The organism is Pseudoflavonifractor phocaeensis, from assembly GCF_021531815.1.
Taxonomy (GTDB): Bacteria; Bacillota; Clostridia; order Oscillospirales; family Oscillospiraceae; genus Lawsonibacter; species Lawsonibacter phocaeensis_A.
Genome location: NZ_JADYUM010000003.1, coordinates 156,836 through 171,119, shown reverse-complemented (window position 1 = coordinate 171,119; position 14,284 = coordinate 156,836). Strand labels below are relative to the sequence as shown.

14 protein-coding genes are annotated in these 14,284 nt (G+C 62.5%); 11 read left to right on the top strand and 3 right to left on the bottom strand.

Going from position 1 to position 14,284, the window contains the following annotated elements; genetic code table 11:
• Positions 1–2: 2 nt before the first annotated feature.
• Positions 3–1,394, top strand: coding sequence for a UDP-N-acetylmuramoyl-tripeptide--D-alanyl-D-alanine ligase (locus tag I6E42_RS03090; RefSeq protein ID WP_235370467.1), 1,392 nt, complete (start codon positions 3–5; stop codon positions 1,392–1,394).
• A gap of 74 nt (positions 1,395–1,468) precedes the next feature.
• Here the strand turns inward: I6E42_RS03090 and mtnA are convergent, their stop codons facing one another.
• A complete protein-coding gene (gene mtnA / locus I6E42_RS03085) occupies positions 1,469–2,485 on the bottom strand; it encodes an S-methyl-5-thioribose-1-phosphate isomerase (protein ID WP_235370466.1) in 1,017 nt (338 codons plus the stop codon).
• A 70-nt stretch (positions 2,486–2,555) separates the two neighbouring features.
• On the opposite strand from mtnA, the gene abc-f reads away from it, so the two are divergent.
• The 10 genes from abc-f to I6E42_RS03040 all read left to right on the top strand — a co-directional run bounded on the left by abc-f (position 2,556) and on the right by I6E42_RS03040 (position 10,797).
• The gene (abc-f, locus tag I6E42_RS03080) at positions 2,556–4,460 is read left to right on the top strand and encodes a ribosomal protection-like ABC-F family protein (protein ID WP_235370465.1); all 1,905 of its coding nucleotides are present in this window, start codon (positions 2,556–2,558) and stop codon (positions 4,458–4,460) included.
• Positions 4,457–5,098: a YdcF family protein gene (locus I6E42_RS03075; RefSeq protein WP_235370464.1), complete on the top strand. Its 642-nt coding sequence runs from the start codon at positions 4,457–4,459 to the stop codon at positions 5,096–5,098. Before abc-f ends, I6E42_RS03075 begins: the two co-directional genes overlap by 4 nt.
• 44 nt (positions 5,099–5,142) lie before the next feature.
• Positions 5,143–6,201, top strand: a complete 1,059-nt coding sequence (gene prfA, locus I6E42_RS03070; protein ID WP_235370463.1) for a peptide chain release factor 1 — start codon at positions 5,143–5,145, stop codon at positions 6,199–6,201.
• 59 nt (positions 6,202–6,260) lie between these two features.
• A complete protein-coding gene (locus tag I6E42_RS03065) occupies positions 6,261–6,518 on the top strand; it encodes a hypothetical protein (RefSeq protein WP_235370462.1) in 258 nt (85 codons plus the stop codon).
• Positions 6,519–6,551: 33 nt separating this feature from the next.
• Complete coding sequence (locus I6E42_RS03060) at positions 6,552–7,205, top strand: HAD family hydrolase (protein ID WP_235370461.1); 654 nt, start codon at positions 6,552–6,554, stop codon at positions 7,203–7,205.
• On the top strand, positions 7,202–7,333 hold the full coding sequence (locus I6E42_RS12690) for a hypothetical protein (RefSeq protein ID WP_268841858.1): 132 nt from the start codon (positions 7,202–7,204) through the stop codon (positions 7,331–7,333). Before I6E42_RS03060 ends, I6E42_RS12690 begins: the two co-directional genes overlap by 4 nt.
• Positions 7,334–7,345: 12 nt before the next feature.
• Positions 7,346–7,627: a GNAT family N-acetyltransferase gene (locus I6E42_RS03055; protein WP_235370460.1), complete on the top strand. Its 282-nt coding sequence runs from the start codon at positions 7,346–7,348 to the stop codon at positions 7,625–7,627.
• Between the two features lie 27 nt (positions 7,628–7,654).
• Positions 7,655–8,680, top strand: coding sequence for an L-threonylcarbamoyladenylate synthase (locus I6E42_RS03050; protein ID WP_235370459.1), 1,026 nt, complete (start codon positions 7,655–7,657; stop codon positions 8,678–8,680).
• A 31-nt stretch (positions 8,681–8,711) separates the two neighbouring features.
• Entirely contained in the window at positions 8,712–9,311 is a 600-nt protein-coding gene (gene coaE, locus I6E42_RS03045) for a dephospho-CoA kinase (RefSeq protein WP_235370458.1), read from the top strand.
• Between the two features lie 73 nt (positions 9,312–9,384).
• On the top strand, positions 9,385–10,797 hold the full coding sequence (locus I6E42_RS03040; protein WP_235370457.1) for an aminopeptidase: 1,413 nt from the start codon (positions 9,385–9,387) through the stop codon (positions 10,795–10,797).
• A 50-nt stretch (positions 10,798–10,847) separates the two neighbouring features.
• On the opposite strand, the gene I6E42_RS03035 is transcribed toward I6E42_RS03040, so the two are convergent.
• Both I6E42_RS03035 and I6E42_RS03030 read right to left on the bottom strand, forming a co-directional pair.
• Positions 10,848–11,987: a YibE/F family protein gene (locus tag I6E42_RS03035; RefSeq protein ID WP_235370456.1), complete on the bottom strand. Its 1,140-nt coding sequence runs from the start codon at positions 11,985–11,987 to the stop codon at positions 10,848–10,850.
• 604 nt (positions 11,988–12,591) lie between these two features.
• Complete coding sequence (locus I6E42_RS03030; RefSeq protein WP_235370455.1) at positions 12,592–14,160, bottom strand: alkaline phosphatase; 1,569 nt, start codon at positions 14,158–14,160, stop codon at positions 12,592–12,594.
• Between the last annotated feature and the right edge of the window lie 124 nt (positions 14,161–14,284).

The window sequence follows — 14,284 nt, the reverse complement described above, 5'->3', positions numbered from 1 at the left end:
CCATGGAGACCATTACACTGGCCCAGCTGCTGACGGCGGTCAACGGCAAGCTGCTGGGAAGCTATGAGGATCTGGACGCCCCAATCCTGCGGGTGGACACCGACAGCCGGAACATCCACGAGGGGGCGCTGTTCATCCCTCTGGTGGGCGAGCGGTTTGACGGCCACGCCTACATCAACGCCGCCCTGGAGGGGGGCGCGGTGGGCTGCCTCACCGCCCGGGAGCGGGAGAGCTACCGCCCCGACAAGTTCTATGTGAAGGTGAACAATACCCAGCGGGCCCTCCGGGACCTGGCCGCCTGGTACAAGGAGCGGTTCCAGATCCCCTTTGTGGCGGTCACCGGCAGCGTGGGCAAGACCACGGCCAAGGACATGATCGCCGCCGTGCTGGGCACCAAATACAAGGTGCTCAAGACCGAGGGCAACTTCAACAACAACGTGGGCCTGCCCCTGACCCTGCTGCGGCTGGACCGCAGCTATGAGATCGCCGTTCTGGAGATGGGCATGGACAAATTCGGGGAGATCGACTACCTGGCCGGGACGGTAAAGCCCGACGTGGGCGTCATCACCAACATCGGCGACGCCCATATCGAGCGGCTGGGCAGCCGGGAAAATATCTTCAAGGCCAAGTGTGAGCTGCTGCCCCATATCCGGAAGGACGGTCTGCTGGTCCTCAATGGGGACGATCCCATGCTGGCCACCCTCCGGGGAAATACGCCGGTGAACACTGTCTTCTGCGGCCAGGGGGAGGGGCTGGAGTACCGGGCCCAGGTCATGGGCGGCGACGGCGTCAGCCATATCCACTGCCGCCTCACCACCCCGGGTATGGACCGGGAGGTGAAGATCCCCGCCCTGGGAGAGCATATGATCTATCCCGCCCTCATCGCCGCGGCGGTGGGGGAGCGGTTCGGTCTGACTCCCGATCAGATCGAGCAGGGCCTGACCCGGTTCGTGCCCACCCGGATGCGGATGAATATCCTCCGCCGGGCCCAAGGTATCACCATCCTGGACGACACCTATAACGCCAATCCCCAGTCTATGCGGGCGGCCATCAGCGTGCTGTCTGACAGCCACAGCTCCTGGAAGGCGGCTGTTCTGGGGGATATGCTGGAGCTGGGGCCCTTCGCCCCCGCCCTCCACAGCGGCGTGGGGGAGTGCCTGGGCAAGGCACATATCGACTGCCTGGTGGCAGTGGGGGAGATGTCGGAGCATATCGCCCAGGGCGCCCGGGAATCCGGGGTGCCTCTGGTCTACCATTGCGCGGATAAGCCGGCGGCCAAGGCGGTGCTGGACCAGATCATCAAGCCGGACAGCACCATTTTGGTAAAGGCCTCCCGAGGCATGCAGTTGGAGGAATTGACCGCCTACCTGGTGGAACACACCCAGGAGGCGTAAAGCCCTGTTTTCACCAAGAAAAACATCCAGGACGCGCCATGGGCACGCCCTGGATGTCTGTTCACATTGTCCTTTTAGATTTTGCGAAACCAGCGAGCCAGCCCCTGGTCAAAGGGCGGAAGGATCACGCCCCGTTCGGTGATGATACCGGAAAGCAGCTGGTGGGGCGTCACGTCGAAGGCCGGATTCCAGGTCTTTGCACCGAGGGGGCCGGTCTGGCCCCCGGCAAAACGGAGGACCTCCTCGCCTCCGCGCTGTTCCACCGGGATATGGTCCCCGTTGGGGATGGACATGTCGACGGTGGAGGAGGGGAGCGCGGTGTAGAAGGGGATATGGTGGTACCGGGCCAGCACCGCCAGGGAGTAGGTGCCGATCTTATTGGCGAAATCTCCGTTGGCGGCCATCCGGTCGCAGCCCACCACCACCAGGTCTACCTTGCCCTGGGCCATCAGGGCTCCGGCCATGTCGTCACAGATGAGGGTGACCGGGATCTGGTCCCGGATCAGTTCAAAGGCGGTGAGCCGGGCCCCTTGGAGGAGGGGACGGGTCTCATCGGCGTAGACCATGGAGACCTTGCCCTGGGCATGGGCCGCCCGGATGACCCCCAGGGCGGTGCCGTAGCCGCCGGTGGCCAGGGCCCCGGCGTTGCAGTGGGTGAGGATGCGGGCCTTTTGCGGCACCAGCGCCGCCCCCGCCAGGCCCATGGCCTGGTTCGTGGCAATATCCTCCCGGTGGATGGCCACGGCCTCCGCCTCCAGCCTGTCCGGGTCGTTCCCGCAGGACAGGCCGCACCGCTCCATCCGGTCCAGAGCCCAGAACAGGTTGACCGCCGTGGGGCGGCTGGCGGCCAGGGCCTCCTTGGCGCGGACCATCTGCTGGCCGCGGCCGGAGCCGTCTGGGTCCTTCCGGGCAGCCAGCACCATGGCATAGGCAGCCGCCACGCCGATGGCGGGGGCTCCCCGGACTACCATGGTCCGGATAGCACTGGCCACCTCAAAGGGGTCGGTGTACCGCCGCCAGTTTTCCACGGTGGGCAGCCGGGTCTGATCCAGGAGATATAACGTATGGTTTTCCCATCGGATCGCTTCCATGGCGAGACCTCCCAAAAACTATGATTCAGTATCTATTATCATATCACACCAGAGAACCGGGAGACAAGCGATGATCGATATTTCCGTAACCAACCTGGTCAAAGAATTTGAGGTTGGCACCAAAATTTTAGACGGCTTTACCTTCCAGGTGGATGCCGGGGAGCGGGTGGGCCTGCTGGGCCCCAACGGCTGCGGCAAGACCACGCTGCTGCGCATCCTCACCGGCGTCATGGACTATGACGAGGGCGAGGTGGTCATCGCCCCGGGGAAACGGCTGGGCTTGATCTCCCAGATTCCCGTCTATCCCGCGGGTTACACCGTGGAGGACGTGCTGGACACCGCCTTCGCCCCCCTCCATGAGATGGAGGAGGAGATGGAACAGCTGTCCCACCAGATGGCGGCGGGGGACAGCGACCCCGCCCTGCTGGCCCGGTATGACAAGCTGTCCGCGGCCTTCCAGTCCGAGGGCGGTTATGAGACGGATACCCGGAAAAACAAGGTGTGCAACGGCCTTTCCATTTCCCGGGACATGAGGGAGCGGCTTTTTGATAAACTGTCCGGCGGGGAGAAGACCCGGGTGAATCTGGGCCGTCTCATTCTGGAGGACACCGACATCCTGCTGCTGGACGAGCCCACCAACCACCTGGACCTGCGGGCCACCGAGTGGCTGGAGGAGTATCTGGAGAAATTCAAGGGCACCGTCCTCACCGTCTCCCATGACCGGTATTTTCTGGACAAGGTAGTCAGCCGTGTCATCGAGATCCAGAATGGCAAGGCGGAGTTCTACTCCGGCAATTACAGCTTCTACGCCGTGGAAAAGGAGCGGCGGTATGAGGAGAAGCTGAAACAGTATGAGAAGGAGCAGGCCAAAATCGAGCAGCTGGAAAAATCGGCGGAGCAGTTGCGGACCTGGGCCTACTCCGGCATGGACAAGACCTTCCGACGGGCCAAGTCCATGGAAAAGCGCATTGAGAAGATGCGCACCACCGACCGCCCCACCAGGGAGCGGAAGATGGAGGTGCGCTTTGGAGAGCGGGAGTTCCGAGGGGACGAGGTGATGACCGTCAAGAACCTGGAAAAGTCCTTCGGGGAGCGCACCCTGTTTTCCGGAGTAAACCTGGAGGTGGAGGGGGGCGAGCGCATCGCCCTGCTGGGGGACAACGGCACCGGCAAGTCCACCCTCATCAAGATCATCATGGGGGAGGAGGCGCCCGACGGCGGCAAGCTGCGGCTGGGTCCTACGGTGCGCATCGGCTACCTGCCCCAGATTATCCACTTCGACCACCCGGAGCGCAACCTGGTGGACACCATGATCTATGATCTGGACTGTACGCCCCAGACTGCCCGGAACCGGCTGGCCTCCTTCAAATTCCGGGGGGAGGACGTGTTCAAGCCCGTCTCCACCCTGTCCGGCGGCGAGCAGTCCCGGCTGCGGCTGTGTATGCTCATGGACGCCAAGATCAATCTGCTGATCCTGGACGAGCCCACCAACCATCTGGATATCCAGAGCCGGGAGTGGATCGAGGAGGCGGTGGAGGAGTACGAGGGCAACCTGCTCTTTGTGTCCCACGACCGATACTTTATCGACCGTTTCGCCACCCGTATCTGGATGCTGGAGGACGGGCATATCACCGACTTCAAGGGCACCTACCAGGAGTACCTGGCGGCCAAACAGCGGCAGAAGCTGGCGGCTGCCGCTCCGGCCCCGGCGGCCAAGGAGGAACCGAAGAAAGAGAAACCCAAACGGCCCGGCGGGACTAAGGAACTGGAAAAGCAGGTCAACGCCGCTGAGCGGGCGGTGGCCAAGGCGGAGGAGCAGATGTACGACCTCTCCCTTCAAATCGAGGAGGCCGCCTCCGACTACCTGAAGCTCCAGGAGCTGTACGAGCAGCGGGAGGCCCTGGAGGAGGAGATCCTGAAGCTGTATGGGAACTGGGAGTCCCTGTCCGCCCAACTGGAGGAGGCCCGGGGATGAAAAAGCAAAAAATGGAAGTGGCCAGCTATAAGGGACGCCGGTACTCCCGGTGGCTCAAGGGTCTGCTGGCGTTGGTGCTGGCGGGGGTCCTGGCCTTTGGGGTCATCTTTGGGGCGGTCCTGTCCGGGGCCCGGGACCAGCTCAGCGGGGAGCCTCGGGTTATGGTGGTGCTGGGCTGCCAGGTGAAGCCCTGGGGACCGTCTGTTCTGCTCCAGGACCGGCTGGACAAGGCGCTGGAGTACTGGGAGGACCACCCGGATATTTTGGTGGTGGTCTCCGGCGGCCAGGGGCCTGACGAACCCTCCACCGAGGCTCAGGCCATGTATGATTATCTGGTGGCCAGCGGGATGGAGGAAGAACAGATTTTGAAAGAAGAACGTTCCCATAATACCTATGAGAACCTGCAACGCACCTTTGAACTGCTGAAAGAGACGGGACATCAGGAGGAGATGGGACGGGTGCTGGTGGTGTCCAACGGCTTCCATCTGACCCGGGTGCGGATGCTTTTTGACCGGACCTGGGAGGGGACCTATACCCTGTCCACCCTGGCCGCACCGTCCAGCCATACCCCCTCAAGGCTGAAAATGTATGTCCGGGAGCCGCTGGCCCTGGTAAAGTCGTTCTTGTTCGACCGATAAACTAAAGTGTACCATACAACGATTCCTACCACAGGAGGTCCGCCATGCTGGACAAACTCACCGCCATTGAGGCCAGATATAGCCAGATCCAGGCCCGTTTAGCGGCGCCGGAGACCTACGGCGACCCGGCGCTGGTGGCAAAACTGAATAAGGAACAGGCGGAGCTCCAACCCCTGGCCGAGACCTTCCATGCCTACCAGCGTACCTTGGAAGCCCGGGACCAGGCCCAAGCTCTGCTCTCCGATCCGGAGATGAAGGACCTGGCCCAGGAGGAGTACCAGCAGGCCCTGGAGGACCTGCCGCGGCTGGAGCGGGAACTGCAAATTTTGCTGCTTCCCAAGGACCCCAACGACGGCAAAAACGTCATTGTGGAGGTCCGGGCCGGGGTCGGAGGGGAGGAGGCCGCCCTCTTTGCCCACTCCCTGTATCGCATGTATTCCATGTACGCCGAGTCCCGGGGCTGGCGGACGGAAGTGGACTCCGCCAGTGAAACGGAGTTAGGTGGCATAAAGGAAATTTCCTTTACAATAGAAGGAGACGGCGCCTGGTCCCGTCTGAAGTATGAGAGCGGAGTCCACCGGGTCCAGCGGGTGCCTGAGACCGAGTCCGGCGGCCGGATCCACACCTCCACCGCCACGGTGGCTGTCCTGCCGGAGATGGAGACGGCGGACGTCCAGCTGAACCCGGCGGATATTGAGATGCAGGTGTTCCGGTCCTCCGGGGCGGGCGGCCAGCACGTCAACAAGACGTCCTCCGCCGTTCGGCTGATCCACAAGCCCACGGGGACGGTGGTGGAGTGCCAGCAGGAGCGCAGCCAGTTCCAGAACCGGGACAAGGCCATGCGCATCCTGGCCTCCCGGCTGTACGAGGCGGAGCAGGAGAAGATCGTGGACGAATATACCGCCCAGCGCCGCAGCCAGGTGGGGTCCGGCATGCGGAACGAGCGTATCCGAACCTATAATTTCCCACAGGGCCGGGTCACCGACCACCGCATCGGCCTGACCCTGTACAAGATCGACAGCGTCATGGACGGCGACCTGGATGAGATCATTGACGCCCTGGCGGCCAACGATCAGGCGGAACGACTCAAGGAGCAGTCTTGAGGGAACACTGAGACAGCCGGGGCGGAGGCCCCGAAACAAGAAGGTAAGGAGTTTGAACCATGGACCTGTTTATTCATTACAATTCTCTCCCCGAGGGTAAGACCCTGGCCGATGTGGTGGGCGAGCTGAACGAGGTACTGGACGACCACGGCGCGGTCTGCGGCGGCGAGGACAACCGCCTGGACCTGGACCTGGAGGACGAGAACATCAACCCCAAGTACGCCCAGATGGCGGTGAAGGCCTACCTTCAGCGCTCCGGTTTTGCCCGGGATACCCTGGTGGAGATCGGCGGCATGGAGATCGGCATTTACGAGTAAAGGGCTTCAAAACAGCCCTTTGGAGGCAAAACCATGTACAATTATGTAATATTTGACCTGGACGGAACCCTGCTGGACACCCTGGAGGATCTGGCGGCGGCCACCAACTGGGTGTGTCAGCAGCACGGCTGGCCCACCCACCCGGTGGAGGCCTACAAGAACTTTGTGGGCAACGGCGCACCCAAGCTCCTGGAGCGGGTGGCGCCCAAAGATGTGGAGTTGACGCCCCAACTGCGGGCACAGCTCATGGAAGAGTTTACCTTCCGGTATACCGCCCACAAGGCGGATAAAACCACTGTTTACGCCGGGATGCCCCAGGCCCTGGCCCGCCTCAAGGAGGCGGGGGTGTCTATGGCGGTGCTGACCAACAAGCCCGACGGGGCCGCCGGACCCATTGTGGAGCGGTACTACCCCGGGGTGTTCCCCATGGTCCAGGGGGCCCTGCATGGCCTGCCCACCAAGCCGGACCCCACCCTGCTCCGCAAGCTGATGGAGCGGATGGGCGCTGTCCCAGAGAAGACCCTCTTCGTGGGGGACAGCAATGTGGACATTCAAACGGCCAAAAACGGCGGCCTCACCGGCTGCGGGGTTCTGTGGGGCTTCCGCACCCGGCAGGAACTGGAGGCCGAGGGAGCCGACTACATTGTGGAGGACCCGGCCCAGCTGGCGGAGTTGATTTTAGCATGATTCACGTCAGAAAGCTGGAGGAACAGGACCTGCCCGGGGCCATGGAACTGGTCTGGGCTGTCTTTCAGCGCTTTGAAGCGCCGGAGTACAGCGCCCAGGGCGTGGAGACCTTTCAGACCTATATTTAGAACATGGAGCAAGTGAAAACACTTGTCACCTATGGCACCTATACGGATGGCCGCCTGGCGGGTGTCCTGGCCCTGCGGGGCAATCACATCTCTCTGTTTTTTGTCCGGGAAGAGGTCCAGGGCCACGGGATAGGCCGGGCCCTGTTCCAATATGCCGCCGCCCGGGCGGGACGGCCCATGACGGTACACTCCTCCCCATACGCGGTGGAGATTTACCGCCGCCTGGGTTTTGTTCCCACGGCGGAAGAACAGGTGGAGGACGGGATCCGTTACACCCCGATGCGTTTGGCGTAGACAAAACCAAGGTTTGGAGCTGGCAATATGGAGACAAAGCAGCTGACAAAACGAGATACGGAACAGGCGGCCGCCATTCTGCGGGCGGGCGGCCTGGTGGGCATCCCCACGGAGACCGTGTACGGACTGGGAGCCAACGGGCTGGACGCCCAGGCGGTGGCCCATATTTTTGAGGCCAAGGGCCGCCCCCAGGACAATCCCCTGATCCTGCACATCCCGGAGGCCTCCTGGCTGGAGCGGTACTGCGAAAAAATCCCGGCGGCGGCATGGACTCTGGCGGAGCGCTTCTGGCCCGGGCCCATGACCATGATCCTGCCCCGGAAGGCGGTGGTGCCCGATGTGGTCACCGCAGGGCTGGAGACGGTGGGGATGCGCTGCCCCGCCCATCCGGTCTGCCGGGAGATCATCCGCCTGGCGGACGTGCCGGTGGCGGCTCCTTCGGGAAATACTTCGGGCCGGCCCAGCCCCACCACCGCCCAGCATATGCTGGAGGACATGGATGGCAAGATCGACGCCATCGTGGACGGCGGTCCCTGCGCCGTGGGGGTGGAGTCCACCATCATCGACCTGACCTGCACGCCGCCCCGGCTGCTGCGGCCCGGGGGGATCACCCTGGAGCAACTGCGCTCCGTGCTGGGCGAGGTGGCGGTGGACCCGGCGGTGACCCGGCTGATGGGAGCGGGGGAGAAGCCCAGGGCTCCCGGCATGAAATACCGCCACTACGCCCCCAAAGCCCCGGTGACGGTGGTGGCGGGGGACCCGGCCAGGAGCGCCGCTTACATCGCCGCCCATGCCGCTCCTGAAGATGGGATCATCTGCTTTGACGAGTACACGTCCCTGTTCTCAGGCCGTGCCGGGACGAGGCCGGTCATGGACCTGGGGCCCGCCGGGGACAAGGAGGAGCAGGCCCGGCACATTTTCGATGCCCTGCGCTCCTTCGACCATACCGACGTCCCCGCCATCTGGGCTCAGTGCCCTGATGCCTCGGGCATTGGACTGGCCATCGCCAACCGGCTGAATAAGGCGGCGGGATTCCATATTATTGAAGTCTGAGCGGGAAAGGCGGATCGGAAGTGAGGCTGTTATGACTATTATCGGTATCACCGGACCCACCGGGGCGGGGAAGACCACGGCCCTGAATGAGCTGGAGAAACTGGGGGGCGCCATCATCGACGCTGACGCCGTGTACCATGAGCTGCTGGCAAGTGATCATACTTTACGGGATGAGCTGGAGGACCGCTTCGGCCCCCTCATCGACGGCCTGGGTCATTTCGACCGGAAAAAGCTGGGGACCATTGTCTTCGCTGACCCCGCCGCCATGGCCGACCTGAACGCCATCGCCAACCGGTACATCACGGCGGAGATCCGGGGACGGCTGGAACAGGCGGAGCGGGCGGGCCGTCCCGCCGCCGCCATCGACGCCATCCGGCTGTTTGAAAGCGGATTGGCCGAGTTGTGTTCCGCCACGCTGGCCATCACTGCCCCGCCGGAGGTGCGGATTCGCCGCATCATGGCCCGGGAGGGTATTTCAGAGGACTATGCCCGGTCCCGGGTGGCCGCCCAGCAGCGGGACGAATACTATGTGGGCAAGTGCGGCTATACTCTGGTCAACGACTGCGCCGCCCCGGAGAAGTTCGCCGCCCGGGCCCGAGCGCTGTTTGAGAAGATTTTGGATGAACGGTGAAGAAAATGACAGCCGGCCGCTGGCCGGACCGATCGATTGACCCATTTATATTTCTTGCAAGGAGGTTTTTTCAATGGACGAATTTAAGGAACCCACCCGGGGCGAGCAGCTTCGTAAAGCCCTGGCCTACGAAAAGAAGAACGGCTACGACCGGCTGCTGCCCGGAGAGCTGGAGGCCATGGAGGACTACTGCACCGGCTACAAGCAGTTCCTGGACGCGGGCAAGACCGAGCGGGAGTGCGTGGACCGCACCATCGCCCTGGCCGAGGCGGCGGGCTTCCGCCCCTATACCCGGGGCATGGAGCTGAAGCCCGGCGATAAGGTGTACCGGGCCAACCGGGGCAAGGCCATCATGCTGGCGGTCATGGGCCGGAAAGGCCTGGACCAGGGCGTCAACATCGGCGCGGCCCACATCGACTCCCCCCGGCTGGACCTGAAGCAGAATCCCCTGTACGAGGCCGACGAGATGGCCTTCCTCAAGACCCACTACTACGGCGGCCTGCGCAAGTACCAGTGGGTGACCATCCCCCTGGAGCTTCACGGCGTGGTGGCCCTGAAGAGCGGCCAGGTAGTTCGGGTGTCCGTGGGCAACGGGGAGGGCGACCCCCTGTTTACCATCGACGACCTGCTGCCCCACTTGGGCGCGGAGCAGTCCAAGAAGCCTCTGGGCGAGGCCATTCCCGCCGAGAACCTGAACATTCTGGTGGGCAGCCGCCCCCTGGCCGATGACGAGGGCAGCGACCGGGTGAAGATCGCCGTTCTGGAGCTGCTGAACCGAAAGTACGGCATCGTGGAGGAGGACTTTATCTCCGCCGAGCTGTCCGCCGTCCCCGCCTTCTCCGCCTGCGACATCGGCTTTGACCGCTCCCTCATCGGCGCCTACGGCCACGATGACCGGGTGTGCGCCTACGCCGCCCTGGCCGCTCTGCTGCAGCTGGGCATGCCCGAGCGCACCGCCGTGTGTATGCTGGCCGACAAGGAGGAGATCGGCTCCGAGGGCGTGTCCGGTATGAAGTCCGCCGCCTTCGACACCTTCATGGCCGACCTGTGCGCGGGCCAGGGCGTGCTGCCCCGGGCCTGCTATGAGCAGTCCTTCTGCCTGTCCGCCGACGTGACGGCGGCTTACGACCCCAATTTCGCCGAGGTCTATGAAAAGCGTAACAGCGCCTTCATCAACTACGGCATGGGCCTGTGCAAGTACACCGGGGCCCGGGGCAAGTCCGGGGCCTCTGACGCCTCCGCAGAGCTGGTGGCCTATGTCCGCCGGGTGCTGGACAACGCCAACGTGGTCTGGCAGATGGCTGAGCTGGGCAAGGTGGATGCCGGCGGCGGCGGTACCGTGGCCGTCTACATGGCGGAGCGGGACATCGATACCCTGGACGCGGGGGTCCCCGTCCTGTCCATGCACGCCCCCTTCGAGACGGTGTCCAAGCTGGACTGCTATATGACCTTCAAGGGAATGAAGGCCGTCTTTGAGGCGGTATAAGAGAAAAACTGGCAGACCGTTCCGGTCTGCCAGTTTTTTATGTCCGGGGATCATCTCTGTGGCTGTTTGGTGAGAAACAATCCGGCGCACAGGGCGGTGAAGGGGGCCACGGTGACTAGCCCGAAGGAGCCGATGACGGTGTGGATGATCTCGGCGGCCACATATTTGTAGTTAAAGATGTTGGACAGGGGGGTGCCCTGGGCCATGAACACCATGAGCAGGGCCGCATACCCCCCGGAGTAGGCAAAGAGGAGGGTGGTGGTCATGGTGCCCATGGCGGCCCGGCCTACGTTCATCCCGGAGCGGGCGGCCTCCCACCAAGTCAGGTCAGGCCGTTTCTCCACCACCTCGCGGACGGCGGAGGTGATGTCCACCGACAGGTCCATGATGGCCCCCGAGGCGCCGATGAAGACAGAGGCCATGAAGATCTGGGTCAGATTGAGGTGTTGATACCCGGCATAGAGCAGGCTCTCCGAGTAGGCCATCACCGCCCCATGGAGCTTGAACAGGTTGGTGAACAAAATACCCAGGACACAGGTGACCAGAATGCCTAAAAAGGAGCCGGAGACGGCGGCGGCGCACCGGCGGTCGAAGCCGTAGACCAGGGCGATGATCAGGACCGTGAGGGCCAGGGTGATGGCAAGCCCCACCCAGACAGGGTCCCAGCCTTTTAAATACAGGGGAATCAGCAGCTTCCAGATCATCAGCACTGTCAGAGCGAAGGACAGCACCGCCCGCAGGCCCGCCCAGCCGGCGAACAGCAGCAGAAGAAGGACAAACATCCCGGCCAGGAGAAGCTCCCAGGGCATTCTATAGTGGTCGATCATGGAGATGTTGAGAATTTGCTCCCCGTCGTAGTTGATGCGGACCAGGGCCTTGTCCCCGGCGGCAAAGAGCTTGTCCTGCTCCAGAGAGCCGTTGAGGATGTTCTTGCCCTCGGCAGTCTGGCCTTGAAAAGGCCCGCCGAGAATTTTCAGCTGGCAGCGCTGTTCCCCGGAACGGATGAGGCCGGTGTCCACGACAGAAGATTCGTCGGTGGACAGCACCAGTGCGGGCCGGATGTCTGATTCCTGAAAGACCTCCTTGTCCTCAAAGCCGGTGGGGAGAAACAGCAGGACCAGCGTGAGCAGCAGACAGACCAAAACAGGAGCGCGGGTGGAGGCAGCGGAGGAGGAGAGGATCTGTTTCATGGCGTATGATTCCTTTGCATCGAGATGGAAAATACAAATTCTGGCTTCGCAGCCCATGGAAGCGGAAACTGATATGATGTAGGGCAAGGGCTCTGCCCTTGCCTTTGACGGACGTTATTCTGCGTTCAGGTAAGGCGGACCCTTGGGGCCGCCGAATAGTAGAGAATTGAAAATCTCGCCTGCGGGCGGGACGGGAGATAAGGATGTTTCGCCCTCGGGCGAGGTACTTTTGTAGAGATACAAAAGTACCCAAAAAATCTCCGGGGCTTCGGCCCCGGCCCCCAAGGGGCGTCCTACAAAAAAGCCTGCCTCACGTCCGGCGCACATTCCCTGGTTTTGCGGCCCCGCCTTCCGGGCCTTCGGCCCTGGGTCAGGGAAAACCGGATTGGAACAGCCGCTGAATCCTGCGCCTGGGTTTCACAGCTGTGAGGCGTGGTACTTGGCCGCACTGGTCCGTCCATTGCATGTAGCTTGATTCAGCAGAAAACCGCACCGGTTGGTCCTGCAGAGCATAGACTTGCTGGTCAATAAACCAAAATTTACCGCGTAAGCCCGCCCCGCAGTGCGCGGGAGCGGGCTTTTACGCGGGAGCAGGGAAGTGGTTTTACTTGACGTTCAGCATGTTGGCCAGCTTGTGATAGATTTCGGTGTTGTCGAAATATCCCTTAAACTCCTGGGCGTTGACGCCATCGGCGAAGACGCCCACAGGCAGGCCGGTGTGGCTGTAGGAGGTGAAGGAGACGCCGGACTTGTTGTTGAGAATGTGGGTGATGGTGACGGTCAGGGGCTCGTAGGTGCCATAGGCCACATACTCCTGCTGCTGGGCCATGCCGGTGTCTTTCTCGTTGACGCTCTTCTCATAGGCGGTTTTCAGCAGAGATTTCTCGTAGTCGGTAAGGACCAGCTTGTCGCCCTCCTCGCCCTGGGCCTTCAGGCCGAACAGGTTTTCGATGTCCTTGAGCACGTCTTCAAAGGAGGTCTTGCCCGTCTTATAGGCGGAGACATAGTCGCTGTCGTACTTGGCGAAGGAGATCTTCTGGCTGCTGAGCAGGGAGAGGTAGGTGTCGTAGTCGGTACCCGCGAAGCCGATGGTCAGACCGCCGGTCTCATGGTCGCCGGTGACCAGGATCAGGGTCTCGTCGGCGTGGTCCTTGGCGAAGTCCACCGCCACCTGGACGGCGTCGGCCAGCGCCAGGGTGTCGTGGATGGTGGAGGCGGCGTCGTTGGCGTGGCAGGCCCAGTCCACCTTGCCGCCCTCGCACATCATAAAGAAGCCATTTTCGTTGTCCAGGACCTGGATGCCCTTTTCCACGTAATCGGCCAAAGCCCACATATCATCGGTGCGGTCCAGTTCATAGGCCATGGCGTCAGCGTCAGCCAGATGCTCGTCGATGATGATGACGGGGCCGCCGGTGACCTGCTCCGCCTCAGCCTGGGTATTGACCACGTTATAGCCCGCCTTTGCGGCCAGCTCATACAGGTTCTCGGAGGGGTTTTCCTTGTCGTGGCCGTCGGGCTTCAGCAGGCCGCCGCCGGCAAAGTACTCAAAGCCGGAGTCGATGAGCTCCAGACCGATGTCATAGTAGCTGGAGCGGCTGGCCTGGTGGGCGTAGAAGGCGGCGGGGGTGGCGTGGTTCAGGTTGACGGAGGAGATGATGCCCACCTTCATGCCCAGCTGTTCATGGACCTTCTCAGTGATAGTCTCATAGGTCTTGGTGGCAGTCTCGTCCACGTTGATGGAGCCGGAGTAGGTCTTGTGTCCGGTGGCGATGGAGGTGGCGGTGGAGGCGGAGTCAGGAGCGAAGGAGTTGGAGTCGTAGGTGACGGCGGAGCCGGCCACTTCAAAGTTCATGAAGTTCAGGGCTACAGGACCATCCAGAACGGCACCCTGGTTGTCGTCCAGACTGGGCTCCGCCTGCATGTAGTCGCTGTCGGCCATGGCGCCCAGATAGTCGGAGGCGGCCTGGAACTGGGGGTAGCTCATGCCGTCGCCGATGAACAGGAATACATATTTCGGCGCTTTCAGAGTCTCGGTGGCGGAGGCGAGGGGGGTGACGGCGGCGGCGCCGCTGGACTGGGCGGCGGCGTCATTTCCGGCGGCGCTGGCGGCGCAGCCCGCCAGAAGGGAGGCGGCCAGCGCTGCGGAGAGCGCGGCGGACAGTAGTTTCTTCATAATTGGTTTCCTCCTGTTTGATGTAATCTTTGTCGCAGTAGACGGCATTATTCTAAAAAAGGATTGTTAAAACCGCTACCGGGAGCAGGTCAAAAGGAGGTTAAGAGGGGCGGAGGTGATTCGT